The sequence below is a fragment of the Candidatus Omnitrophota bacterium genome (genome assembly GCA_028715965.1).
Classification (GTDB): domain Bacteria; phylum Omnitrophota; class Gorgyraeia; order Tantalellales; family Tantalellaceae; genus JAQUQS01.
This window is the reverse complement of the sequence record JAQUQS010000014.1, coordinates 1-25,882: the sequence shown is the minus strand read 5'-3', so window position 1 is coordinate 25,882 and position 25,882 is coordinate 1. Positions and strand designations below refer to the sequence as shown.

Annotated in this window: 21 protein-coding genes; all 21 read left to right on the top strand. The window is 51.3% G+C overall.

Annotated elements, in window-relative coordinates; genetic code table 11:
- On the top strand, window positions 1-1,477 hold a 1,477-nt coding region (locus PHH49_06420; protein ID MDD5488575.1), incomplete at its 5' end, for a hypothetical protein.
- A 30-nt stretch (window positions 1,478-1,507) separates the two neighbouring features.
- Window positions 1,508-2,005: a hypothetical protein gene (locus PHH49_06415; protein ID MDD5488574.1), complete on the top strand. Its 498-nt coding sequence runs from the start codon at window positions 1,508-1,510 to the stop codon at window positions 2,003-2,005.
- A gap of 141 nt (window positions 2,006-2,146) precedes the next feature.
- Window positions 2,147-2,548, top strand: a complete 402-nt coding sequence (locus PHH49_06410; protein ID MDD5488573.1) for a hypothetical protein — start codon at window positions 2,147-2,149, stop codon at window positions 2,546-2,548.
- Between the two features lie 128 nt (window positions 2,549-2,676).
- A complete protein-coding gene (locus tag PHH49_06405; protein ID MDD5488572.1) occupies window positions 2,677-3,177 on the top strand; it encodes a hypothetical protein in 501 nt (166 codons plus the stop codon).
- A gap of 119 nt (window positions 3,178-3,296) precedes the next feature.
- Window positions 3,297-6,368 carry a glycogen synthase GlgA gene (gene glgA, locus PHH49_06400; GenBank protein ID MDD5488571.1) on the top strand — a complete coding sequence of 1,024 codons (3,072 nt, stop codon included), beginning with the start codon at window positions 3,297-3,299 and terminating at the stop codon, window positions 6,366-6,368.
- A gap of 29 nt (window positions 6,369-6,397) precedes the next feature.
- Window positions 6,398-8,530 (top strand): DUF1926 domain-containing protein, encoded by a 2,133-nt coding sequence (locus PHH49_06395; GenBank protein ID MDD5488570.1) that lies wholly within the window; start codon window positions 6,398-6,400, stop codon window positions 8,528-8,530.
- A 154-nt stretch (window positions 8,531-8,684) separates the two neighbouring features.
- A complete protein-coding gene (locus PHH49_06390) occupies window positions 8,685-9,320 on the top strand; it encodes a DUF4912 domain-containing protein (GenBank protein MDD5488569.1) in 636 nt (211 codons plus the stop codon).
- Window positions 9,321-9,322: 2 nt separating this feature from the next.
- The gene (locus PHH49_06385) at window positions 9,323-10,903 is read left to right on the top strand and encodes a DUF1957 domain-containing protein (GenBank protein MDD5488568.1); all 1,581 of its coding nucleotides are present in this window, start codon (window positions 9,323-9,325) and stop codon (window positions 10,901-10,903) included.
- Between the two features lie 72 nt (window positions 10,904-10,975).
- Complete coding sequence (locus PHH49_06380; GenBank protein MDD5488567.1) at window positions 10,976-11,224, top strand: DUF2934 domain-containing protein; 249 nt, start codon at window positions 10,976-10,978, stop codon at window positions 11,222-11,224.
- Between the two features lie 118 nt (window positions 11,225-11,342).
- Entirely contained in the window at window positions 11,343-12,596 is a 1,254-nt protein-coding gene (locus PHH49_06375) for a glucose-1-phosphate adenylyltransferase (GenBank protein MDD5488566.1), read from the top strand.
- 76 nt (window positions 12,597-12,672) lie between these two features.
- Window positions 12,673-13,248: a flavodoxin family protein gene (locus PHH49_06370; GenBank protein ID MDD5488565.1), complete on the top strand. Its 576-nt coding sequence runs from the start codon at window positions 12,673-12,675 to the stop codon at window positions 13,246-13,248.
- 31 nt (window positions 13,249-13,279) lie between these two features.
- A complete protein-coding gene (locus PHH49_06365; protein ID MDD5488564.1) occupies window positions 13,280-13,642 on the top strand; it encodes a YkgJ family cysteine cluster protein in 363 nt (120 codons plus the stop codon).
- 7 nt (window positions 13,643-13,649) lie between these two features.
- Window positions 13,650-14,645 (top strand): PDZ domain-containing protein, encoded by a 996-nt coding sequence (locus tag PHH49_06360; protein MDD5488563.1) that lies wholly within the window; start codon window positions 13,650-13,652, stop codon window positions 14,643-14,645.
- A 7-nt stretch (window positions 14,646-14,652) separates the two neighbouring features.
- Window positions 14,653-14,811, top strand: a complete 159-nt coding sequence (locus PHH49_06355; protein ID MDD5488562.1) for a hypothetical protein — start codon at window positions 14,653-14,655, stop codon at window positions 14,809-14,811.
- Between the two features lie 227 nt (window positions 14,812-15,038).
- Entirely contained in the window at window positions 15,039-15,923 is an 885-nt protein-coding gene (locus PHH49_06350) for an AAA family ATPase (protein MDD5488561.1), read from the top strand.
- Window positions 15,920-16,549 (top strand): hypothetical protein, encoded by a 630-nt coding sequence (locus PHH49_06345; protein MDD5488560.1) that lies wholly within the window; start codon window positions 15,920-15,922, stop codon window positions 16,547-16,549. Before PHH49_06350 ends, PHH49_06345 begins: the two co-directional genes overlap by 4 nt.
- Window positions 16,546-18,096, top strand: coding sequence for a secretin N-terminal domain-containing protein (locus PHH49_06340; GenBank protein MDD5488559.1), 1,551 nt, complete (start codon window positions 16,546-16,548; stop codon window positions 18,094-18,096). Before PHH49_06345 ends, PHH49_06340 begins: the two co-directional genes overlap by 4 nt.
- A 10-nt stretch (window positions 18,097-18,106) precedes the next feature.
- Entirely contained in the window at window positions 18,107-18,922 is an 816-nt protein-coding gene (locus PHH49_06335) for a tetratricopeptide repeat protein (protein MDD5488558.1), read from the top strand.
- A 195-nt stretch (window positions 18,923-19,117) separates the two neighbouring features.
- Window positions 19,118-20,683 (top strand): SUMF1/EgtB/PvdO family nonheme iron enzyme, encoded by a 1,566-nt coding sequence (locus PHH49_06330; GenBank protein MDD5488557.1) that lies wholly within the window; start codon window positions 19,118-19,120, stop codon window positions 20,681-20,683.
- A gap of 20 nt (window positions 20,684-20,703) precedes the next feature.
- Window positions 20,704-22,287 (top strand): SUMF1/EgtB/PvdO family nonheme iron enzyme, encoded by a 1,584-nt coding sequence (locus tag PHH49_06325; protein MDD5488556.1) that lies wholly within the window; start codon window positions 20,704-20,706, stop codon window positions 22,285-22,287.
- Window positions 22,288-22,328: 41 nt separating this feature from the next.
- Window positions 22,329-25,882: hypothetical protein (locus PHH49_06320; protein MDD5488555.1), on the top strand; the 3,554-nt coding region annotated here is incomplete at its 3' end.

The following is a 25,882-nucleotide window of genomic DNA, read 5'->3' as shown; positions in this document are numbered from 1 at the left end:
GGCGGCGAAGAAGAAAGAGAAAGAGGACGCGCGGATCGAAAGCCAGATAAGGAAAGAGGCCGAAAGACTCGCCCGCGAAGAGAAAAAGCAGAAGGCCCTGGAGGAAAAGGCGAGGAAGAAGGCGGAAGAACAGGCTCTCGTGGCGGCGAAGAAGAAAGAGAAAGAGGACGCGCGGATCGAAAGCCAGATGAGGAAAGCGGCCGAAAGACTCGCCCGCGAAGAGAAAAAGCAGAAGGCCCTGGAGGAAAAGGCGAGGAAGAAGGCGGAAGAACAGGCTCTTGCGGCGGCGAAGAAGAAAGAGAAAGAGGACGCGCGGATCGAAAACCAGATGAGGAAAGCGGCCGAAAGACTCGCTCGCGAAGAGAAAAAGCAAAAAGCGCTGGAAGCGAAGGCCCGGAAAGCCGCGGAGAAGCAGGCGCTGATAGAGGCAAAAAAGAAAGAGAAAGAGAAAGAGGAAGCGCTGCTCGAGCGCCAGGAGAAGAAGGAAACGGAGAGGCTGGCCCGCGAAGAGAAAAAACAAAAAGCGCTGGAGGAAAAAGCGAGAATAAAGGCGGAGAAAGCGGCGGCCAAAAAAGAGAAGGAAGAAGCCCGCGCGCAGGATAAGGCCGCAAAGGCAGCGGAAAAAGAGACGCGAAAAGGTGAGGTGGGAACCCCACAGGCCGAAAAGGCCCGGAAAGCCGCGGAGAAGCAGGCGCTGATAGAGGCAAAAAAGAAAGAGAAAGAGGAAGCGCTACTCGGGCGCCAGGAGAAGAAGGAAGCGGAGAGGCTGGCCCGCGAGGAGAAAAAGCAAAAAGCGCTGGAGGAAAAAGCGAGAATAAAGGCGGAGAAAGCGGCGGCAAAAAAAGAGAAGGAAGAAGCCCGCGCACGGGAAAAAACCGCGAGATCTCTGGAAAAAGAAGCAAAAATAAGAGAGTCTGAAGCCGGCAAAGGCCCTAAAGGCGCGGAAAACATCAATGATGGGGATGCGCAGGGTGATATGCCCGTGGATGTTCCGGCTTTCCCTGAAGATAGCGAGACCACTGATTATGACAGCCCTTTTTACGAGCTAAAGGCTAAGTATCCTTCCAACTGGAAGATGAGGGAAGTCAGGGGTATGGTGCAGTTCTTGTCGCCTGTTGATGAGAACGATATTTTTGGGGAGAATGTAGTGATCGGGGTAGATGATATGTCCGGCGCGCCTTTAAGCTTTGAGGAGTACAACGCGAGGTCCCTCAATATGATACCCAGGGCCCTAAGGGAATCTAACCTTGTGGAGACCGGGGAGAAGATGATGAACGGGCACAGGACGTTCTTTGTGACATATGAAGGGAAAAGAGAGACCGATATGGTGTTCAAGGTGAGGAACTATACTTTTATCTCGGGAGAAAAAGCGTATAATCTTACATATACGGCTGAGAAAAATGAATTCGGCAAATACCTCCCAGAAGCCGAAGCTATTGTAAGTTCTGTCGTAGTAGAAGAGGCCAGCAGCAATTAGTGATGATACGTATAGATACCGGAGGTGGTAATGTTGTTCAGGATATGCGTGATGATATGTCTTTTGGTAATTGGAGTGCTTCTAATGAACGAATATATTTCATATGACGTCGTATTATCCTTGAACGAAAAATGGATGCCGCTGTCCTCTGTGATGGATAAATTCGGGTATATGAAAATATCGGACAAGGATATCAAGTGGTCCGACGGGCAGGCGTCGGAGTACGAGGTCGTACATAGGTACAAGAACGAGAGGGTAATAGCCCTTATTTCCGATCCTTTACCGTCTTTTGACGGAAAAAGGTATAAATGCCTCAGATTCACCCTTAAAGATAAGAGTAAGTCTATATGGGAGAAGGAGATAGAGGTGGATTTCTGCAAAGATACGGATGCGGTGGATTCGGGGCTCTATGATGTAAGGGCGGTCTATATAATGGAACATTCCACGGCCCGGCCTTTATGGATGAAAATGGTCGATGTTTTTATCGATCAGGTGCGAAAAAGCATTAAGATCCTGCAAGGGGAATGAGCTTTTCCCGCCGTTAGCCATATATAAAATAATCTTAATATTTTTCTTTACTTTTTTACCTGTTTTTGTTAAAATAATAAACAGTATGGAGTGTATAAAATGATACGTACACACATTTTAACAGTCTTGTTGACAGCTCTTATGACCCTTAGCGCGGAAAGCGTTGAGCAGGCTTTCCTGTCGCCTGGTACTGCCAGGGAGGTGATCGAGGGTGTGTCACCCGGAGAAGGTGTAGTGTTCGAGAACGGTCGCGCTATCCATGACGATAAAATGGAATACCTTAAAACCGGGGTATCGACCAATACGAGAAAGAACGAGCGAAAGTGTAATAACTTTTGGGGAGAAGGCGTTTCCACCAAGGTAAGATTCCCGGAACACCTGGCCATGTGGGAAGAACAACGTAACGCACGCAAATCATCCATTTCCGTTCCAGCCGATCATAGCACTACATATTCCGAACGATGCGAGAAGAAATCCGAGAACGTGAAAGTTATACAGACCCCCGCGTTCTTTACCAGGAAGAACAATATCTATCCGCGTTGATTTTTCTTAACAGATTTCGAGCTTTTTAGTCCGTTAATGTAACGGATTAAAGTTTTTGAAATGTACCTCATGTTATGTATAATACTTGGTAGAGGGAACAGGAGGGGACAAAACGGAAGGTGTTACTAATGATGGATGAAGAAACGAAACAGCGAATAGACAGCCTGCTTAACAATTACGAGAAGAAACTTGCCGAGGACAAGAAACAGCAGGAGGAAGCGGCCGCTCTTATGGACGCGTTCCTGGAGAGATTCACGGAACTCCGGTCAACGGTCATAAGGCCGGTCCTGGAAACGATAGGCCGTGAGATGACGGCCCATGGGCATGACTATAAAGTGGAAGAACGCGATGAAAAGTATATTATGGGCGAAGGCAAGCAGGACGCCGCCGCGATATTCAGGTTATATCCCAAAAGGGCCGACGGGAAGACCTATAATTCGTCCAATGCCCCGATGCTTTCGTTCGTATGCACTACATACCAGAACAAGATAGAGGTACACAGTTATAACACTGCGCCGTCGAAAGGAATGACGGGCCAGCTTATCGGGGCGTATAACCCGCAGGAGATCACTCCCGATCTTGTGGAAAAGATAGTGATGGAAGTTATCCAGGAGATATTCTCGGCATAGATCCCTTTCCCACCACGGCTGCTGTCGGCCGGTATGGCTGTTCTTAAGATGCCCCTTGACTACGCGGACTATTTAACAGTATTATATCTGGCATAACATAATATAAAAGGCGTGAATGTATGTCGAATAAACTTTCTGTGGCTTTTCTGTGGCATATGCACCAGCCCTTGTACAAGGACATGGTCTCGGGCAGGTATTGCCTGCCATGGGTGAGGCTCCACTCCACATATTCATATCTGGATATGGCATCAATGTCGGAAAAATATCCGCAGGCCAAGTGTACCTTTAATTTTACGCCTTCCCTGATATGGCAGCTCCTGGATATATCAAGCAGTGACAAGATCGAGGACACGTACCTGGACCTGTCGCTCAAGGACGCCCAGACACTGGACGACGAAGATAAGGTGTTCATCCTTAAGAATTTTTTCTCATGTGATTTTGAGAAAGCCATAGCCCCCATAAAGAAATACAAGGATCTTTTCGCGAGAAGAGGCGAGAACTTGCGCAAGGAAACGCTTTTGTCCAAGTCCCGCGATTTTAGCGACCAGGATATGCGCGACCTCCAGGTGTTCTTCAACCTGGCATGGTGCGGGTTCACACTGAGGAATAACAGCGTCCTGGTGAAAAAGCTCCTCAGGAAGGGCGGGGACTACACGGAGGACGAGAAGAAACGGCTCCTAAGGCTACAGAAAAAAGTGGTCTCTTCCATACTTCCCACGTATAAACGCCTGCAGGATGCGGGCATTATCGAAATATCAACGACACCTTTTTACCATCCGATAATGCCGCTTATATGTAACGACGGGAATGGCCAGGGATACGACTTTACTGAGGACGCGCGGGTACATGTCGCCAGGTCGGTAGCGCTTTATGAAAAGGTGTTCGGCCGTAAACCCGCGGGTATGTGGCCCTCGGAAGGCAGCGTGAGCCAGAAAGTAATACCGCTTTTCGCGGAAGCCGGCGTTAAATGGCTGGCCACGGACGAAGGTATAGTGCTTGAATCTTTCCGGGGGAAAGATGTCCCGCGCCAGGACCTGATATACGGGGCTTTCACGGCCGAAGAAGCCGGGCAAAGCGTGGACATGGTGTTCAGGGACATCAACCTTTCCAACGCTATAAGCTTCAGGTATTCGGGGATGCCTCCCAAAAAAGCGGCACTTGACCTGTTGAATGACATCAAGAACATAGGTAAAGCGGTCTCCAAGGCCGATGGACAGCATATCGTCTCCATCATTCTTGACGGGGAGAACCCCTGGCCTTATTATCCGGACGGCGGCAGAAGGTTCCTTTCGGAAGTATACAAGCAACTTATAGCCAGCCGTGAGGCGGAGCTTGTGACTATCGGTGGTTTTCTCGAGGCCAACAAGGAACGGAAGAAGATCGAAAAGCTCTATTCCGGTTCATGGATAGACAGGAATTTCAACAAATGGATAGGGTCCCCGCAGAAGAACAAGGCGTGGGAGTTCCTGGCGAAGGCCCGTAAGGACCTCTTGAGCTCAGGGCATCCGTCGAAAGAAGCGCTTGAAGAGTTGTATATCGCCGAGGGAAGTGACTGGTTCTGGTGGTACGACGATTTCGGGACCGAACTGAATTTTATTTTTGATGACCTTTTCCGCATGCATCTTTCGAACATGTATGTCCTTAACGGGAAGGAAGCTCCTTATTATCTGTCCCAGCCGATACATGCCGGCCCGAAGGCCAAAAAGGTTACGGGCAGCGCCGGCGGGGGAGAGATGGCCTCGGCCATGAAAGTGCTTTTTGTCTCCTCCGAGATGTTCCCGTTCGCGAAGACGGGTGGCCTGGCGGATGTAGTGGGGAGCCTGCCTAAGACCATGGCGGCGATGGGGCATGATGTCAGGGTGATAATGCCTTTCTACAAGGACGTGGCCGAGGGCAATTTCGATATAACGATGGAATCGACTTATGTGAACCACCCGCTTTTCACCGGGATACCCGATTTTGATGTGTATTCATGCAGGCAATCCGGAGTGACAACGTATCTTGTGGACTGCAAGAAATTCTTCTGGCGGGAAGGCCTGTACGGGACGCCCCGGGGGGACCATTCAGACAACGCCATAAGGTTCGCCTTTTTTTCGGCAGCGGCGCTGGCGGCCACGAAAGCCGTGGGTTTCAAACCGGATGTTATCCATTGTAACGACTGGCAGAGCGCGCTCGTGCCTTTTTACCTCAGGACGAAACTGTCCATAGACAATTTTTACAGTGGGATAAAAACGCTTTTTACCATACACAATATGGCTTATCAGGGTATTTTCAGCAGGAAGGTCATGTCCAAGATAGATGTACCGGAAGAGTTCTTCAATATGGAGGGGTTGGAATTCTACGGTATGGTCAATTACATGAAAGCCGGAATAATCTTTTCTGACCTGATAAGTACGGTCAGCCATAAATACGCCAGTGAGATAATGACGCCGGAATTCGGGGCGGGTCTGGACGGTCTCCTGCGTGTCAAGAAAGATTCGCTGTACGGGATATTGAACGGCGCGGATTACTCGATATGGAGCCCGAAGAACGATAAGTTCATAAAGACCAATTTTGATTCCGGGTCCCTGGGCGGGAAAATGGAGTGCAAGAAAGACCTGATAGCATACACGGGTCTTGAATTGCCCGTCGACAGGCCTATCTTGGGAAGTGTTTCGCGTCTGGCGTCGCAAAAAGGCATGGACCTAGTGGCGGGGATAATGGACAAGATAGTGGATATGGGGTTCGGAGTGGTCATCCTGGGGACCGGTAGCGAGAAAACGAACAGGGATTTCACCGAGCTGGCGAAGAAGTACGCGGGTATTGTCCACGTCTGTAATGATTTCAACGAGGAGCTCGCGCACAAGATAGAGGCCGGATGTGATATGTTCCTCATGCCTTCGCGATACGAACCATGCGGGCTTAACCACATGTATAGCATAAAATACGGGACCATACCCATTGTAAGGGCCACGGGGGGACTTGACGACGTTATCGTGGATTTTGACGAGGAAGAGGAAAGGTCGAACGGCATAAAGTTCGGCCCGGCGGATGAAAAATCGCTCCTCAAGGCGATAAAGAGGGCCCACCAGTTATATCGGGACAAGGACGCGTGGCATGGTCTGGTGATGCGCGCCATGAGCTGTGATTTTTCGTGGGAGAACTCGGCGAAACAGTACATCGAACTTTACAGGCATATGCTGAACCCTTAATGGGGCAGGCGGGAAAGGGGACGACACACATGCGCTCGGATCTTGCGATGGCGATACATTTTCACCAACCGATAGGTAACTTTGATTTTGTCATTGAACGGGCCTGCGACAACTGTTACATGCCGTTCCTGGAACTGCTGGAAAAATATCCCGATATAAAAATGAGCTTTCATTTCACCGGATGCCTGCTTGAGTGGGCGGAACGCTGCCGGCCGGAGCTTATTGACGTGGTCAAGGGCATGGTCGCGCGCGGTCAGGTCGAAGTGATAAGCGGCGGGTTCTATGAACCGATACTTCCCTCCATCCCCGATGGCGACCGTGTGAGGCAGATAAAGATGCTTTCCTCATATATAGAGGACAAGATGTCGTTCAAGCCAAGGGGCGCGTGGATAGCGGAGAGGGTCTGGGAGCCGGGGCTGCCGTCTGACCTGGTGAAGGCCGGGGTGGAATACGTTATCCTGGATGATACGCATTTCCTGTACTCGGGCATATACAAGGACGCGACGTATGGTTATTACATCACGGAAGACAATGGCAAGACGCTGGCGATATTTCCCTCGGACAAGGTGCTCCGCTACATGATACCTTTCAAGATGCCGAACGAATGTATGGATTATATGAAGGGCGTGATGGAAAGGCATGGGGAGCCGCTATTTGTCTATGGTGACGACGGGGAGAAGTTCGGCGAATGGCCCGGGACGTACAAGTGGGTCTTCGAGGAAAAGTGGCTTGAAAAATTCTTTGACGAACTTATGAACAACGCTGAATGGCTCAAGACCATGTGGTTGTCTCAGGCTCTGGATAAGCACCGCCCTCTCGGCAGGGTGTACATACCGACCAGTTCTTACGAAGAGATGCTCGAATGGTCCCTTCCGGCCGGTAGCCAGGAACATCTGCGCCAGGTAATGGAGGACATAAAGCGTTCAGGCAAGGAAGAGTTCTACAAGCCTTTTGTGAAAGGCGGGTTCTGGCGTAATTTCCTGTCTAAATACCCGGAATCGAACAATATGAACAAGAAGATGGTCTATGTGAGCGGCAAACTCGATAAAATACGGGCATCGAAGAAGGTCGATGCTGAGATATTCTCCGAGGCGGAAAAAGACCTTATGCGCGGGCAATGCAATTGCCCGTATTGGCATGGTGTGTTCGGCGGCCTGTACCTTTTCCACCTGCGCAGGGCGATATACCATCATCTTATCAAAAGCGAGAAGGCGATAGACGGTATGCTTTACGGGGCAAAACAGATATGTGGCACGGATACGCTTGATATAGACGCCGACGGTGACGACGAGGTCCTGCTCTGGAACCGCGATATGTCCATTCTGGTGGACCCTTCGGAGGGAGGAGTTATAAAGGAATTCGATTCCAAGGTGATATGCCAGAACCTGACCAATACCCTGGCCAGGAGGAAAGAAGCGTATCACAAGACCATAATAGAAAAAAGCCGCGAGCAGGCTGAGCAGGTCGACGGACAGGTCAAGACCATACATGACGGCATACAGGTGGTCCAGGCGGGCATCACTGAACATCTTAATTATGACTGGTACGGACGATACTGCCTAATAGATCATTTCCCCGGGTCTGAGACACATGTCTCGGATATCAAGAAGGCCGCGTATTCCGAGGAGGGTGATCTCGTTAACGCGCGGTATGAGTTCAGCGTCAATGGAATATCGGCGTCCAAAGTATCGGTGACAATGAGTCGTACGGGAAATGTGAAAGGCAAAAAAATATCTATATCCAAGGAAGTAACAGCTTTTAAAAAGGATGCCGCTTTCTCGGTGAAATACGTGATAACCAATCAGGATAAGTCGGCGGTGGAAACATTGTTCGCCCCGGAATTCAATGTGGCGTTGCCGGACGCCGATTCCGACAAATACAAAATAGTGGCCGGTAAGAGCGGTAAGGAACATAGCGTTAAGGAAACCTTTGAGTCCGGACCGTGTGACAAAATAGAGATAAAGGACAAAGAGAGCGGGCTGAGCTATTCCGTAAGTGCCTTTGGAATGAACAAGATATGGTGCTTCCCGGTAGAGACGGTATCTCAGTCGGAAAAGGCTTATGAGCTTAATTATCAGGGGTCCGCGGTCATTCCGGTGTTCAAGGTCAAGCTTCGTCCCGGAGAGGCAAAAAGCATAGACCTGGATGTTAGGTTCTCGTAACAAAACAGAAACATTTTATTTACAATGATTTTTGTTGACAATGTTTTTGAAAAAAGTTAGAATTTATCTAGTTTTACCCGACCGTATCACTAAGGAATTACGATAGTCGCGGTGAATGTTCTCCACACGAATAATATTTTTTTATGAGGTAATTATGGACAATTCGAGTTCATACGGTTATGCGGCGGACAAAGACATCAAAAAGGACGTCAAGATGTCCGTGTCCGGGAACATTCCCCAAGGCTATGGGGACAATAAGATAGTTCTTATGGTCAGGGATCCGTGGACTCTCCATACTTACTGGGAAATAAGGAACGACGTGGAAGAGTCGGTCAAGAACAAGATACGTTCGATGGGCCGCACTCCGGCCCGCCTTGTCCTCAGGGTCTATGATGTGACCGATACTGGAGAGGACCGGCCCGTAAATGTTGTATATGATTTCGACCTGAGCGGTTCGGCGAATAGCTGGTACGTGAATTCCTGTGCCGCCGGACGAAAGTGGATGGTGGCTATCGGCCTTATTTGTTCGTCGGGTGAATTCTTCACGCTCGCGAGATCGAATGTTGTAAAGACCCCGAATAACAGGATGTCCGACATAATCGATGAAGAGTGGATGTGCCCGGAGGACCTGTATTACAGGATGTACGCTATAGCCGGTGGGTTCGATGTGGGTAAAAGTTCGCTTGAACTTAGGGAAATGATAGAAAGGCATCTTAAGAACTGGTTGTTCTCCGGTGGCATATCTTCGGGTATGTTCGGGAGCGCCAGTTTGTTCTTAGATAGAAAGTGATCATGGCAAAAGGATATTTAGCTTTAGTTTTACATGCCCATCTGCCATTCATCAGGCATCCGGAATACGATAATTTCCTGGAAGAGAGTTGGCTTTTTGAGGCCATTACCGACACGTATATCCCATTGATAAATACGTTCGACGGGCTTATTGATGATGGCGTGGATTTCCGTATAACGGTATCGTTGAGCCCGACATTGATAAGCATGCTCAAGGATGATCTCCTTGTGTCCAGGTACCTGCGTAGACTGGACCAGCTTATAGATCTTTCCCGCAAGGAGATAGATAGGACCGCCGGTAACCCGGAAGAGAACGCGTTAGCGAGGCTGTACAATAGCCGCTTTGAAAAAGCCAAATACGTGTTCGTTGAAAAGTACGGGAAGAACATAATAACCGCTTTCAAGAAGTTCCAGGACATGGGCAGGGTAGAGGTCATTACCTGTTGCGCTACACACGGGTTCCTGCCGATGATGGACCTGTATGAGCCCGCGATAAAGGCGCAGGTAAAAGTCGCCGTTGATACGTATAAGGAGAGTTTCGGGACGATACCGAAGGGTATATGGCTGCCGGAATGCGCTTATCATCCGGGGCATGACGAAATACTCAAAGAATTCGGTATAAGGTATTTTTTCGTGGAGACCCACGGCATACTTTTCGGGGAACCCCGGCCAAAGTACGGTGTTTACAGTCCGTATCTGTGCCGTTCGGGCGTTGCCGTGTTCGGGCGTGACATGGAAAGCTCGAAAGCGGTGTGGAGCTCAAAAGAAGGATACCCGGGCGACGTCGATTACCGCGAGTACTACAGGGATATCGGGTTCGACCTGGATTACGATTATATGAAGCCGTACATAAACGGATGCGGCACGAGGGTGAACGTCGGCATCAAATACCACAGGATAACGGGGACAGCTGACCATAAAGACCTCTATAACAGGCAGAGGGCCCTTGAAAAAGCGGCTATGCATGCCGGGAATTTCATGTACAACCGGGAAAGACAGGTAGAACACCTGATCGGAGTAATGGACAGGGCGCCGATAATAGTATCGCCGTATGACGCGGAGCTTTTCGGGCATTGGTGGTTCGAGGGGCCGGAGTGGCTTGGATATCTTTTGAGAAAGATACATTTCGACCAGGACAATATAAAGACCACGACCCCGGGGGATTTTCTCTCAATGTATGACCGGTTCCAGGTGATGACGCCTTCGATGTCCAGCTGGGGGTATAAAGGGTATCACGAGGTATGGCTTGACGGATGCAATGACTGGATATACAGGCATTTGCACAAAATGGCCGAACTGATGACAGGTGCCGCCAGGGATTACAGGAAACCGACCGCTCTGCAGAGGAGGGTGCTTAACCAGATGGCCCGTGAACTGCTTCTAGCGCAGTCAAGCGACTGGGCGTTCATCATGAAGACGGGTACCTTTGTGGAATACGCGGTCAACCGCACCAGGGAGCACATTGGCCGGTTCCTGGCCCTTCATTCACAATTGCGCGATAACAATGTGGATGAGGGCCTGCTGAAACAGGCCGAGGATAAGTATAACATTTTCAAGGATATTGATTACAGTATTTACGCATAGAACGGCGGACCTCACATTGTCAGATGACGTCCGGCCTTTCGGGAGTAAGTAATAATTCAGGAGGGTAGTGACATGGTTATCAAGAAAAGCGCTAAGACGGCAAGAACGGTAAAAACGACCAAAAAGGCGAGCACCACGACATCCAAAATATCTTCGGGCAAGAAGATAAGCTATCAGGAACTTTGGGGTATGGTAGAGAAGGAAGCGTATCTGCTTTTCGCCGACCGCGGATATACCCACGGGGACGACCAGTATGACTGGTACAGGGCGGAAAAGAACGTTCTCAGCAATCTCAAAAAGAACAAAATATCTATTGGTTGATCACCCGGGCCTTTTTGTGTGGTAGCCGAGGATAAAGGCCGTCATGCGTGATATAGCGGACGGCCTTATGTTTGAGCGGTCCGACAAGTCTGTTGATCTTACCTGTTGAAAGGGAAGAATGCACCAGGTTCTGTGCTTGATACTTGGAGGTGGCCGTGGTACGCGCCTTTTCCCGTTGACGAAAGAAAGGTGTAAGCCCGCGGTGCCTCTTTTCGGGAAGTATCGTCTTATCGACATACCTGTAAGCAATTGTCTCAACTCTGATTTTAACCGTATATACATACTCACACAGTTCCTCTCGGAATCCCTGAACAAGCATATCAGCCGGACCTATAAGATGGACGCGTTTACCAAGGGCTATATCGAGGTCATGGCCGCGGAACAGTCCATGGACGATACGGACTGGTTCCAGGGGACCGCGGATGCCGTGCGCAGATGTCTTAAGCATTTCAACAACCCGGATATCAAATATATCCTGGTACTGTCCGGTGACCAGCTTTATAAGATGGATCTTGCCGAGATGTACAGGTATCATGTCAGCAAAAAAGCCGAACTTACCGTGGCCTGTAACAGGGTAAGTCCTGATGAGGTGTCCGGGCTCGGGATAATGGGAGTGGACAAGGACGCGCGCATAACCAGATTCGTGGAAAAACCTAAAGATGTGTCAAAGATCTCGGATATGGAAATAAAGAATTTCGGGGAAAAATGTTTCCTGGGGTCGATGGGGATATACCTGTTCAACAAGAAGGCCCTCATAGAACTTCTTGTAGACCAGAAGAAAGTGGATTTTGGGAAAGAGATAATCCCTGACGCTATACATACCAAGCTCACATATGCTTATACCTTTGATGGGTACTGGCGTGATATCGGTACCATAAAAGGTTTCTATGAAGAGAATCTGCTCCTGACGGGAGCCATGCCACCGATGGATATGTTCGATGAAAAATGGCAGATCTTCACCAGGGCAAGGTTCCTGCCGCCAGCCAAGTTCACCGACAGCCAGGTGGACGGCAGTATAGTGGCTGAGGGGGCCATACTTATTTCCGCGATCATAAAACATTCCATCATAGGCCTGCGGTTCAGGGTGGGGGCAGGCTCGAAGATAGATAGTACCATAGCCATGGGATGTGATTATTACGAAACGATGGAACAGCTTGATGATGACAAGGCCGAAGGGATACCGCATCTCGGAGTGGGAGCTGATTGTGAGATACGCAAGGCCATATTGGATAAGAACGTGCGAATAGGCGATAACGTGAAGATCATCAATTCCAGGAACCTGGATAATTTTGACGGGCCTAACTACCATATACGTGACGGCATCGTTATCATAAGCAAGAACTCCGTGATCCCTTCGGGTACCGTTATTTGATCCGCTGCCAGGATAAGTGTTGTTTTTACGGCCGGTACGGGCTATTGCCGGTGTGTCAGGTGCGTGAGAGGGGAAGATGAGGATACTCGCGATAAACGGAAGTCCCAGACATGGGGGTAATACAGAAACGCTTATGGACAGTGCGATCGAGGGGGCTGTTTCGCTCGGGGCGGACGTGGAAAAGATCACGCTGGAAGGCTTGTCGATACATCCTTGCTCCCAGGCGGAGTATGATAAGGTCAGCGAGTCCGGATTGTCGATAGTAGATGACGATATGAACAGGGTCTTTGAGCGGTATTTCGCTTCGGATGCCGTTCTTGTCGGTTCACCCGTGTTTTTCGGGAGCATATCCGGGCAGCTAAAGGTGATGGTCGACCGGTTCCAGTGTGTGTGGCTCTCGCGTAACAGGAAAAGGAAGAACTTTGCCCGGGGACCCCGAAAAGGCGTATTCATATGTGTCGGCGCGCAGGACAGGACAGACCATTACGATAACGCGAGTTCGATAGTACGGAACCTTTTCGCCGCCACGTCGGTCACGTACGCGGGCGGGGCTTTTTTCCCGGGGCTGGAGAACTCCGGGGACGCGCTCGGGAATAAGGCATATCTTGAAAAGGCATTCGAGTTGGGTAGGTCCCTGGTGGAAGTCCCGTAGAGTGACAATGGATCATTAACGAGGAGGATGTGTGCCCTGTAGGTCTTGTGAAGCAAAATGTTGTTCGTATTTCGCGTTCGAGATAGATACCCCCAGAAGCAAGAGGGATTTTGAGAACCTCAGGTGGTATCTGGCTCATGAAGGCGTGAGTGTATATGTCGAGAAAAGAAAATGGCACATGGAAGTCGCAAATAAATGCCGATACCTGACCCCGGACCACAGGTGTGGCGTATATGAGAACAGGCCCCTGGTGTGCCGTGAACACGAAGTGGATACCTGTGAGTTCACGGGTACCGAATTTGAACACGAAAAAGTGTTCAAGGATATGGATAGCCTGGACGCCTATATCAAGGGCAGGTTCGCTGTAAAAAAGCGCCGCGGGAAAAAGTCCTGAGCAAGATATGAGAATGAGATCTAAATATCCCCTGAGAAGCCTTATCCTGGCCGGTTTGCCGGTGTTACTGCTTTGTTCCTCCCTATGCCGCGCGGATGCCGACATCGTAACGAAAAATAACGGGGACAATATCAAGGGCATCATACTTCGTGATGCGGACGGGGACCTGACCGTACTTACGGATTCCGGCACGTTGACGATAAGCGCCGGGGACGTCAAGGATATACATCGTGAGGGGGACATCGAGAACATACTTATGACGGCGGACATTTACCGGGACAAAGGTGAGAATATCAAGGCATATTATCTCTACCAGAAAGCGGCGAGATTGGACCCCGACAATGAAGATGCGGTCCGAGGTATGGCCACGCTTGAAGATCAGCTTCGCGGTAACGAGGAGGATCCCGCCTGGACGGAAGACCACAGAAGAATACAGACCAGTAGTGGACAAGATTCCGACAAGGCTATTTTGCGGGATAATTCAGCCAGCACGGAGAGACTTGAGGATGAGATAGGGATCATACTCGGAGAAGAGAAGGGTGACGGCAGGATAAAGGTCCAGTATGTCAGTCCCGGGTCAAGGGCCGATCGCGCGGGTTTGAGCGGGAACGATCATATTGTCAGCATTGGGGGGCGCCCCGCGGTCTACATGGGAATGTTCGACGCGGTATCCATACTGCTTTCAGCCCCGGAGGGAAGTACCCGGCTTATCGTGGACCGGGAGGTCGTTTTCTTTGTTGAGACGTCGGGGGAAGAAGGCCCGGCATCCGATCTGTGGGACGCCGCGGGTCTTTCCATCGAGAACGGGCCGGAAGGAGCATATGTATCCGACATAAGTCCCGATTCCTCGGCGTTCGGCAGGGGTGTCCGCGTGGGCGACCAGATCATAAAATTGATGGGGAACGAGATGTCCGGAATGACCATAACTGAGGTCCGGGATGCGATACGGGGGGGAGGGCCGCATTCCGTGGACATGTTCATAAGGCGCAAAATAACCATTTAAGGGGTTTATGAATAACCTTTCATCGGTGCTTCATGCCGTTATATTTACTTTCATCGGGTTCTTTTTGGGTGCTTCTCTGGTCGCTTTTGTTATGTGGGCGGGGGAGAGCAAGAAAAAGGGGCCGGGGGAAGATACCCGGGATGAGGATACGGGATTCAGGGAATGACCTTTTCGCGAATTTTCCCACCAGAACGATGGCCTGAAAAACATCCCACTTTTTGCCTGATTAAATTGACAAGTGTATTTTTTGAATGTATATTATTATAGAATAATTATGACTATACATATAGTATTGGATCGTTTATAAATTACGATATATTGTAATAAAACCCGTGTTTATATATTAAAATCATAGTAATACCCGAAAAGTGAGCTAACAGGACGGGGAGATAGATGCAGTATTACAAGTTGCTCGGGCTGGAAAAAGAACCCTTCTCTACAAGCCCTGATCCCGATTTTCTTTTCCTTTCCAGGGAATATGATCTTGCCCTCACCAACATATTGATAGAACTGCGCCTGCGCCGCGGGCTCAACGTTATACTGGGAGAGATCGGCACGGGCAAGACCACGCTTTCAAGGAAGCTGGTGAAGGAGTTGAGCGAGCGTGACCCTTTTGTTTTTCATGTGGTGCTCAATCCGACGTTCGAGGGAGAAAAGGAATTCCTGGCTTCTCTGGTAAAGAATTTCCAGATACCGGTACCTGTAGGCAAAGAGCTTGATACCTTGCCGATATCCGACATGCGGGACCTGTTCGAGAAGTTCCTTTTAAGCAAGACGCTTAACGAGAACAAGACGGTGGTACTTATAATCGATGAGGCGCAGAAGCTTTCGGCCGAGACCATGGAATCGCTCAGGATACTTTTGAATTACGAGACCAACGAATATAAACTTATCCAGCTGGTGCTCCTGGGGCAGCTGGAGTTCTATTCAAAGATCCTGCAGATGCAGAATTTCTATGACCGGATAGATTTCAAATTCACGCTCAATCCGCTGGGATTCGAGGAGACCAGGGATATGGTCCAGTTCCGGATAAGGCAGGCGGGATATACGGGCCTCAAACAGCTTTTCCAGGATGAGGCGGTGAACGAGATCTACAATTACACTAAGGGATATCCGCGCAGCATAATCCGGATATGCCACAATTGTCTGAGGAAACTTGTGGTGAACAAGGTCTCGACCGTGGTCGACAAGAGGATAGCGTCGGAGATCATAGCAAAGGATTCAGCTTTAAGATGGCAGAATACGGGAATACCGCAGAAAACGAACTCCTTAGGATGATAGAGGGGGCGGATAAAAAAACGCCCAAAAAAAAGTCCTCTAAGCCGGGTGTAGATATCCTCTCCTCGGCTATCCCTGATATGTCCGTTATCCTTGAGAGGCTCAAGGCCAGGTTCGGCGGCATTATGGGAGAGGGGAGATACAAGGACCTCCTGACCGTAGGGAATATGACCAAGGCGCTCATGTCGGGGATAGGCGTCCTGGTCGTGTGGCACGTGATCCTTATCCTGCTGGGCGTGATCAACATGGGCAACATCCCCAAGTTCGAGGTATCCAGTGTTATGAAGGTGCCTGATGACGTGAAGAACATAGTGCTGCCGCTCAAGGATTATGGGTATTACTCGGATACGCTTATCAACCGCAATATATTCAAGCCGTATGAGGCGGTCAAAAAAGAACGCCAGGCTGGGGCGCCCACGCTCGGCGATATGACAAAAGACCTGAAACTGGTGGGTATATCATGGTCTCCGGACGAGAATGAGCGTTACGCGATGATCGAGGATTCCAAGGTGATGGTCACGTATTACGCGCAGGAAGGAGATAAGGTGTTGCAGTTCATAGTGAAAGAGATCACCAAGGATTTCATAACCCTGGGATATGGAGAAGACGAGGTGACGCTGAGATGACCGGGCAGACATTACTTAGAAAAACTATCCTGCCGTTCCTGGTGATCCTCCTGGGGGCAGCCGGTTCTTCGGGCCAGGACGGTATGGGCGGGGACGGCTTGATGGCGTCGGTCAACCGCAATCTGGAGATACCGGTATCCCTCGACCTCAGGGATATGGACGTAGTGGACGTGTATAAGTTCCTGGCGCTCAGGGGGGATTTTAACATATCCATAAGCAAGAACATAAGCGGTCGTGTGACGCTGTATCTTAAGAACGTTTCGATCAGGGACGCCCTGGACATCATCTCCCTGGCGAATGAACTCGCGTATAAGATAGTCGGCAGCGATATCATATACGTCATGACGGAGGCCGAATACCAGGCTATGTACGGACAGAGGTTCAGCGATAAAAGGGTCGTGAAGATAATACGGCTTAAATACCTCAAGCCGGCTTACGCGCTGGAAGCCCTGAAGAACATAAAAAGCGATGTCGGCAGGGTGGTCATTGATGAGGATACCGGCTCGATCGTAATGATCGACACGGCGGACACCGTAAAGAGGATGTCCAGCATGATCGAGGATATGGACCGGTCCATAGGGATAAAGGTCTTCGACCTGAAATACGCGAACGCCGATGATGTCGCCAGCAAGCTCAAGGAGAAGATAGACAATAAGTCGGTTGGGTCCACCCAGGCGGATACCAGGTCCAATCAGGTGATAGTGAGGGCTTTCCCCGACAGGATGAAAGAGGTCGAGGAAATAATCTCGGCGCTTGATGTGAAGACCAAGGCCGTGCTTATAGATGTGAAGATACTCAAGATAACCCTGAACCCAGGGTATGATTCCGGCATAGACTGGCAAACGCTTTTCCATGGCGCGGCTAATCTCGCGCTTGCCGGGTCTTTCCCCCTTAACACTTCGGTATCGCAGGCGGGTTCGTTCGGGCAAATAGCCGTTGGTAACAGTACCGACGATTTCAGGATGGACCTCAAGTTCCAGAAAGAGATATCCTCGACCAAGATATTGGCCAGCCCCAGCATAATGGTCACCGAGAATGAGGAGGCAAAAGTCCATATCGGGGATAAGCTGGCGTATATAACCACTACCACGATAGGCACAGGCGACAGCCAGAGGGTCAACGAAGAGATCCATTATATCGATGTCGGCGTTAAGTTCCTGGTCACGCCTAAGATAAATGACGACGGTTTCGTGTCAATGAAGATAAAGCCGGAGATATCATCCAGGTTCGATACACTTACTACTCAGCAGGGGACGGAAGTGCCCCTTATAAACACGACGACGGTCGAGACCGATGTTATAGTGAAAGACGGCCATACGATAATAATAGCGGGGCTCAGGCAGGACAACAGGACCGATGAAAAGTCGGGGGTGCCCGGCCTTATGAAAATGCCTTTCTTCGGCGGGCTTTTCTCCAATCGGCACAAGGAGGATACCAAGACGGAGCTGGTGATCCTCCTGACACCGCATATAGTAGCCGGCGATGAGAATTACCACGATCGCAAAGAAGGCGATAAGAGCATTATCTCAACTTACAAAGAATATTGATAAGGGGCGTATGATGAGAAAAAAACTATCCGGAAAAGCTGTCGGGCGGCAGGTGGTGTCGCTGATCCTTTTCTTGTCCCTGGGGCAGATCGATGTATCGGCCCAGAATAAACCTGTGGAGCTTAAAGAGACCACTATGGAAGATTCCTACCGGAAGTTGCTTGAGGAGAACACCATCCTGCGTAAAAAATTCGATGTTTCACAGGACGAGATAAAGAAGCAGAACTATCGTATTGAGCTTTATGCCGACAGGATACGGGACGTAACTAACAGGCTGGAAGAGGCTCAGAGAAAAATAGATACGGAGCTTGCCGGGAAAGCGGAGGCGGAAACGGCGCTTGTCCAGGAGCTGGAGTCGTTGAGGGAAGAGAACAACAAACTGACAAAACTTATCGTACAGATCGATATGGAGCGTGGGGAAGAAGACTATTACGAAAAATGGGTCGAGACCCGGGAAGAACTGGATATGGTGTCTTCGCGGCTTGAAAATGACTCTGTGGAAAAAGAAAGGCTCAGGCAGGAGAACGGTAAGATACATTTTAACCTGGGCACCATCTTTTTCGAAAAGGGAGACTATGAACGGGCGACGTATGAATTCGAAAGAGCGCTGATCCTTATGCCGAACGATACGGATGCCATGTACAACTTAGCCGTTATATACGACTATTACGTGAAAGACCCGATCAAGGCGAAACAATACTACCAGAATTATACGAATATGGCCGGTACCGGGGCTAATAAGCTTTCGATAAAAGAACGCATGATAGATAACGATCTCCAGACGGCGATAGAGGATAATAGCTATCTTAAGGAGTACAGTTATTGACAGGCACAACATTCGTGTTGATGCTCGTTTACGACTATTCGAGTGTGGTATGAGCGCTACTTTTGGAAGAAAAAGATTACGGGTAAGCGTACTTTTTTAACTCTTTACGTTTTCATGCGTAAATTTGTTAAATTACAGTTAATAAAGTAAACTTATTATTAGTTTGCGTAAACTTAGAAAAAGGGAGAGCTTTCCGTGGGGAGAAGGAATATAAACAAAAAACTCGAATGCGTATCACATATGGCCATGGGTATCATCATACTGGCGGCTGTATCTATTTCAATCCCCGCATATCCCAATGATCTTACCATAGAGATGCCTCTTCTCGGAAGCCGTGACGCGGATGATGAGACCATGACAGTAAGTTTTGATATGTCCTGGGACAATTCCTGGAGGAATTCCCGTAATTACGACGCTGTATGGATATTCGTGAAATTCTCCACGGATGGAGGGGATACCTGGGAGCATGCCACGATGTCCTCCGCCGGAGAGAACCCTTCGGGATTTTCCGGCGGATACGGTACGGATGTGGACCTGGTCGTTCCCTCGGATAAAAAAGGTTTTTTTGTGAGAAGGGCGGCGTCAGGAGCGGGTACGGTCGGTATCAACGGTATGGAATTCGTGTGGGCATGGGGCGAGGACGGGGTAGGAGCTACGGACGACATAACGCTTAAGGTATTCGGTGTAGAAATGGTCTATGTGCCGAAAGGGTCTTTCTACGCGGGTGACGGGGACGGGGTGACGGAATCCAGGTATGCCATACACGCACAGGGCGCGGACAACACAAAAGCATCCATTACAGCTTCCGATACCGACATCACGTGTGATAATAACGCCAACGATGACATGGACACGTCATCCGTGACCGTTAACGGACTGAACGGCATCGACGGGAATACCTCGTACCCGAACGGATACAGAGCGTTCTATGTGATGAAATATGAGGTCACTGAAGGCGAATGGGTGGGATTTTTCAACATGCTCTCATCCGCAGAGAAACTTAATCGCGACCTCACTTCGCTTAACGGCAAGAACAGTGACGCGGTGGTGGACAGGAACACTGTGTCATGGTCTTCCGGGAGTGCCTTGACGACGCGCGCCGACAGGGCTTGCAGCTATTTGTCCTGGGCGGATATATGCGCTTACGCGGACTGGGCCGCGCTTCGTCCAATGTCCGAACTGGAATACGAGAAAGCCGCGCGCGGCAAGAACATCGCTCCGTCGGACGCGGGGGAATACGCGTGGGGGGATACCGGGGTCACGGCGGCTACAGCCATTAACGGCGTCGAGGATGGGACGGAGACCATAAGCACACAGGACGCGAACGCCTGTTATAACGACAATACGTTCGCCGGTGGCGATGGCGGGACCGGGCCTCTCAGGGCAGGCATATTCGCGACAAGCGAAAGCACAAGACACCAGGCAGGCGCGGGATATTACGGGTGCATGGAGCTATCGGGCAACTTGTGGGAGAGATGTGTCAGTGTGGGTAACGCGGCGGGCAGGGTGTTCCAGGGGACCCACGGTGACGGCGCCCTTACCGCGATCGAAGGATATGAAGGGAACGCGACTAACAGTGACTGGCCCGGGTATTCGGAAGGCCAGGGAGTGATAAGTTCGGCGGGATCCGGGTTCAAGGGCGGGTCCTGGCTTGAGACGACGGTAGGGCGTATGGCCATATCCGACAGGGACCGAGCTTCCATGACCAGTTCGGCAAGGATATCCGACGGTGGCGGCCGGTGTGCCAGAACGGCCGAGTAAATAAAGAGATGGTGGTCGTGATGAAAAAGAGGACTACGTACAGAGAGAACGAAAGACCGGCGGCGATCAGGATGCTGATGGCCATCCTGGTGTTTTTTTCGGTCATGGCATTATTTTGTGGCGCAGCCTTCGCGAACAACCTGGAGATATCTTCCGGGAATATCGTCGCATTGGACACGGGCGCGGACACGGCTACCGTGCAGTTCAATATATCCTGGCAGAACTCATGGAGGGATTTCGACAATTACGACGCGGTGTGGGTGTTCATAAAATACTCGCTCGACGGGACCACCTGGTCTCACGCGACACTTTATGCGTCAGGGACCAACCCTTCGGGGACATCGGTCGGTACGGGTACGGCACTGGAGATCATCGTACCTGCCGATAGGAAAGGGTGTTTCATCCAGAGGTCCTGGACAGGTACGGGGGACGTGAGCACCAGTAACGTGAACATAGTGTGGGGATACGGGCTTGACGGCATAAGCGATGCGTGGGTAGAGAACATTGATATCAGGATAATCGGGATAGAGATGGTGTATGTGCCGCAGGGGTCGTTCTTCGCGGGTGACTACCAGACCAGCACCGCGGCGTTCGATCAGGGCAGCGCGGTAGCTGAGACAGATCCCTGGTATATAAGCGGGGAAGCCGCTGTTGTAGTGCAGGACGTTTCGGAGAACGGGTTCTACTACAATTCCGCGGGAAATCCGGGAGAAAGCACTACAGGGTCGAGTTTTATGATAACGGATTCGTTCCCCAAGGGTTACGGGGCTTTCTACGCGATGAAATATGAGATAACTGAAGAACAGTGGGTGGATTTCTTCAATACACTGGGCGAGGACGCGAAAATGAACAGGGATATAACGGGCGCGTCCGGTAAGAACAGTGACTCGGAAGTCTATAGGAATACCATCGGTTGGACGGAAGGCGACGCGGGTACGGAGCGTCCGGAGAGGGCGTGCGGGTTCCTTTCGTGGATGGATATTTGCGCGTATGCCGACTGGGCGGCGCTCAGGCCGATGTCCGAGCTTGAGTTCGAGAAAGCGGCGAGGGGCAAGGATGTGACCCCGACCGTAGGGGCATATCCCTGGGGGAATACCGCGATAACCGCGGCGAGCGTAATATCAGGGACTGAGGACGGTACAGAGACCGTGACGAATTCCGGCGCGAATTGCGCGTATATGGATGTCACGTATTCAGGAGGGGACGGCGGGTCCGGTCCGCTACGCGCGGGCATCTTCGCGACCGTTTCGTCTGGAAGACAGAAAGCCGGCGCCGGATACTACGGATGTATGGAATTGTCGGGTAACCTCTGGGAAAGATGTGTTACCGTGGGCAACAATAGCGGTCGGGCTTTCCAGGGGACGCATGGTGACGGGGCTCTGGAATCGGCCTCAGGATATGAAGGTAACGCGACCAATACCGACTGGCCGGGATATAACGACGGCGAAGGCGTGTCCGACGCCGCGGGGTCCGGTATGCGCGGTGGGTCGTGGGCCGAGACCGTTACCGGGCGCATGGCTACGTCAGACAGGGCCCGCGCGGCCCTTACCAGCGCGACAAGGGATGCTGATACCGGAGGCCGTTGCGTTAGAACGGCTTCGTGATCATATTACGCCCCGGGGTATGGTGCCGCGGGGTAAAAAGGATGAGGATGATGAAGGTACGCAAGCTAATAACATGGCTGGTAGCGCTGAACTTCGCCTTTAACCAATGCGCGGGCGCGGCGTACGCATCCACAAAATATACCGGTGGGGAAGGGGACGGGTACGCCCAGTTCGACGTGACGTCCATAATGTACCGCGGCGGTCCTTACGACGGCAGTTCTTCTTCCGAGGAGGCCTCCTCTGGCGCGGCCGGGTACGGAGACCCGTCGCAACTGGCTTTTGCCGTATCGCCGTCCACGACTTCCCATCTCAAGACCTTCACACGGCAACCCGTGGTGGTGGTACAGGACGCCGACGGGAATACGGTCGCCAACGACAATTCGACCGAGGTCACTATCAGCATTCTTAGTAATCCCGGCGCGGCGACCCTTATGGGGACCGACACTGTTACGGTCTCGTCGGGTGTAGCCACGTATACGGACCTCAGGGTGACGTCAGCGGGCGAGATGTATACTTTGAAAGCCACTTCACCCGGACTCGAATACGCCGTGTCGGAAGTTTTCGATATCCTCCCATCAACAGGGCCAAAGGCCACGGCGATATGGAACGGGACGAACTATACGATAACGGCATGGCTCCAGGCTGACGAGAACGTCGCGAACATCGGGCCGTCGTCTACCTGTTTTGTCACGGTCGATAACCTTACTAGCCAGAGCATGACCAAGAACGGAAACTTGTTCACGTACAATTGGACGCCTTCGGATGCCAGTAAGTCGTATGTCGCCTACATAGCGCTAACAGACGCTCCGCCGACCACCGCTTATTACGGGTACTCTGAATTCAGTCTCGTGAAATCCGATACCGCGGATATCAACTGGACGCAGGTCACGAATATCGAGTCCTCGACCTCGGACGTGAACTGGGATGATATCACGGCGATCAAGGAGAAGACCGACACTATAAACTGGTCCGACGTTGACGCTATAAAAGAGGATACGGAAGAGCTTCTCACCAATACGGCGAGCGTACTTACTTTGATGGGAGGTTACGCCGACACCTCGTCGGCCAATACCGTGTTCGGCAAGATAGCGGACCTCAAGGAAACGCTCTGGACGAACAACCTGGCCAAGGTCAACTGGACGAACATGGGAGAGCTGTCGGACGCGGGCATCAACTGGACCGATATAGCCGCTATGAGCGGCGTGGGCGTGCAATGGTCTGAGATAGCCGCGATGTCGAGTGCCAACGTCAACTGGGAAAACATATCGGATATGTCCGTCGCGGGTATGTGCTGGGACGACCTGTCGATCTTGACGAACAAGGGCGTTAACTGGAACGCGATATACGACCTTAGCACGGCTGGGGTTGTTTGGAGCGATATCGCCGAGATGTCGGATTCCGGCGTTAACTGGGCTGATCTTTACAGGATGACCATTGCCGGGGTGAACTGGTATGATATCGCGTATATGAGCGGCGCGGGCGTGGACTGGTCGGAGACCATAAACTGGGATAACCTGGCCGAACTAAGTAATTCCGGCGTGAACTGGAACGACCTTACGGTGATGAGCGAAGCCGGTATCAACTGGACGGGGTTGGACGCCCTCTCCGTGGCCGGTATCAACTGGTCGGATATACAGGTGCTTTCGGACGCGGGCATCAACTGGGCCGACCTTCAGGCGCTTACCGCGGCCGGGGTCAATTGGGACGATCTTAACACGATATCACGCGCCGGGATACTCTGGTCGGACCTCAACGCGCTTACTACCGCTAACATAAACTGGACAGACCTTTTTGTTATCACGGAAAAGGGTATAAACTGGACCGACCTTGGTGTTCTTACCGAGGCGGGTGTGAACTGGTCGGATATCCAGGCGCTTACCGAGGCGGGCATCAACTGGAACGATATTGACGTGCTCTCGAAAAGCAACATTGGGTGGCAGGACCTCATGACGCTGACGACCGCGGGCGTGAACTGGAATGATATGCGTGTGCTTTCAAAAGCGGGCGTCAACTGGTCCGACCTTACGACACTGACGGAGGTCGGCGCGAACTGGGCGGACCTCAACACGATGACAAAAGCGGGTGTGAACTGGTCCGATATACAGGCGTTGAGCAAAAAGGGCGTGAACTGGTCTGACTTCAATACGCTAACGAAAGCGGGCGTGAATTGGGCGGACCTGGCCGCGCTGGCTTCGACCGGGGTGAACTGGTCCGACTTCAATACGCTAACGAGAGCGGGCGTGAACTGGGCCGATTTCCGGGTGCTTTCAGAGACCGGGGTGGACTGGGATAATATCGCCAACATGGCGGCGGCGGGCGTGAACTGGGATAACGTATCGAACCTCGCGGCGGCGGGCGTGAACTGGGACCGGATATCCAACATGGCGGATTCGGGCGTGAACTGGGACAACATAGCCGACCTGGCCGACGCGGGCGTGAACTGGAGCAACCTTTCGGACCTCGCGGCCGCCGGGATAAATTGGGATGTCATATCGGATATGGCGGATTCGGGCGTGAACTGGGATGACTTCGGCTTGATGACCAGGACCAATATCGACTGGAGCGACCTCGGGGATATGACTACCGCGGGCCTCAACTGGAACGATATCAAGGTGCTTTCGGAAAAGGGCATAAACTGGACGGATTTTGGTTTCCTTACGGAGTCGGGCGTTAACTGGAACGATATTGGCAGGCTTAGCGAGGCCGGCGTGAATTGGTCCGACCTTACCGCGCTTACAGAGACAGGTGTTAACTGGACAGACCTCGCGGTACTAAGTACAAGAGGCGTGGCCTGGTCGGATATCGCCAGCATGGCGGGCGCGGGCATTAACTGGGACGATATTGAGACCATGTCCACGACCAACGTTAATTGGTCCGGGCTACAGCCGCTCGCGGCGGCCGGCGTGAACTGGTCGGATTTCCGTACGCTTACGAGAGCGGGCGTGAACTGGACGGACATGAACGTGGTCTCCAAAACCGGCGTGAACTGGTCGGATTTCAACACGCTCACAAAAGCTGGTGTGAACTGGTCGGATATAAGAGTGCTGACCAGGGCCGGCGTGAACTGGACCGGGTTCGAGACCATTTCCAAAACAGGCGTGAACTGGAATGATTTCCGTGTGATGACAACGGCGGGCGTGAACTGGTCGGATGTGGGCAGGTTTACGATAGCCGGCATAAACTGGAATGATTTCCAGGCACTTACGATCACCGGCGTGAACTGGTCGGATATCATGACCATGTCCAAGCGGGGTATCAACTGGTCTGATCTCACTTATTTAACTAAAGCGGGCATAAACTGGGATGATATACAGGCCATAAGTTCGACTGGTATAAACTGGTCCGACCTGGATGTCCTTACGAACGTCGGCGTGAACTGGTCGGACTTCCATACGCTCACTACATCAGGTATCAACTGGGATGAGATAGACGTGATATCGAAGACCGGCGTGAACTGGAATGACCTCCAGACCCTGACCGAGGCCGGCGTGAACTGGTCGGATTTCCAGGTTTTGACAAGATCCGGACTTAACTGGGATGATCTTATGGTGATGTCCGGGAAAGGCATCAACTGGCAGGACTTCGGTATCATGAC

Excerpts from the sequence above, each read along its gene's own strand:
- PHH49_06360 (MDD5488563.1), top strand. The coding sequence starts at position 13,650 with ATGAGAATGAGATCTAAATATCCCCTGAGAAGCCTTATCCTGGCCGGT.
- glgA (MDD5488571.1), top strand. The coding sequence starts at position 3,297 with ATGTCGAATAAACTTTCTGTGGCTTTTCTGTGGCATATGCACCAGCCC.
- PHH49_06390 (MDD5488569.1), top strand. The coding sequence starts at position 8,685 with ATGGACAATTCGAGTTCATACGGTTATGCGGCGGACAAAGACATCAAA.
- PHH49_06350 (MDD5488561.1), top strand. The coding sequence starts at position 15,039 with ATGCAGTATTACAAGTTGCTCGGGCTGGAAAAAGAACCCTTCTCTACA.
- PHH49_06345 (MDD5488560.1), top strand. The coding sequence starts at position 15,920 with ATGATAGAGGGGGCGGATAAAAAAACGCCCAAAAAAAAGTCCTCTAAG.
- PHH49_06405 (MDD5488572.1), top strand. The coding sequence starts at position 2,677 with ATGATGGATGAAGAAACGAAACAGCGAATAGACAGCCTGCTTAACAAT.
- PHH49_06370 (MDD5488565.1), top strand. The coding sequence starts at position 12,673 with ATGAGGATACTCGCGATAAACGGAAGTCCCAGACATGGGGGTAATACA.
- PHH49_06385 (MDD5488568.1), top strand. The coding sequence starts at position 9,323 with ATGGCAAAAGGATATTTAGCTTTAGTTTTACATGCCCATCTGCCATTC.
- PHH49_06375 (MDD5488566.1), top strand. The coding sequence starts at position 11,343 with ATGCACCAGGTTCTGTGCTTGATACTTGGAGGTGGCCGTGGTACGCGC.
- PHH49_06410 (MDD5488573.1), top strand. The coding sequence starts at position 2,147 with ATGACCCTTAGCGCGGAAAGCGTTGAGCAGGCTTTCCTGTCGCCTGGT.
- PHH49_06380 (MDD5488567.1), top strand. The coding sequence starts at position 10,976 with ATGGTTATCAAGAAAAGCGCTAAGACGGCAAGAACGGTAAAAACGACC.
- PHH49_06355 (MDD5488562.1), top strand. The coding sequence starts at position 14,653 with ATGAATAACCTTTCATCGGTGCTTCATGCCGTTATATTTACTTTCATC.
- PHH49_06325 (MDD5488556.1), top strand. The coding sequence starts at position 20,704 with ATGAAAAAGAGGACTACGTACAGAGAGAACGAAAGACCGGCGGCGATC.
- PHH49_06395 (MDD5488570.1), top strand. The coding sequence starts at position 6,398 with ATGCGCTCGGATCTTGCGATGGCGATACATTTTCACCAACCGATAGGT.
- PHH49_06340 (MDD5488559.1), top strand. The coding sequence starts at position 16,546 with ATGACCGGGCAGACATTACTTAGAAAAACTATCCTGCCGTTCCTGGTG.
- PHH49_06415 (MDD5488574.1), top strand. The coding sequence starts at position 1,508 with ATGTTGTTCAGGATATGCGTGATGATATGTCTTTTGGTAATTGGAGTG.
- PHH49_06335 (MDD5488558.1), top strand. The coding sequence starts at position 18,107 with ATGATGAGAAAAAAACTATCCGGAAAAGCTGTCGGGCGGCAGGTGGTG.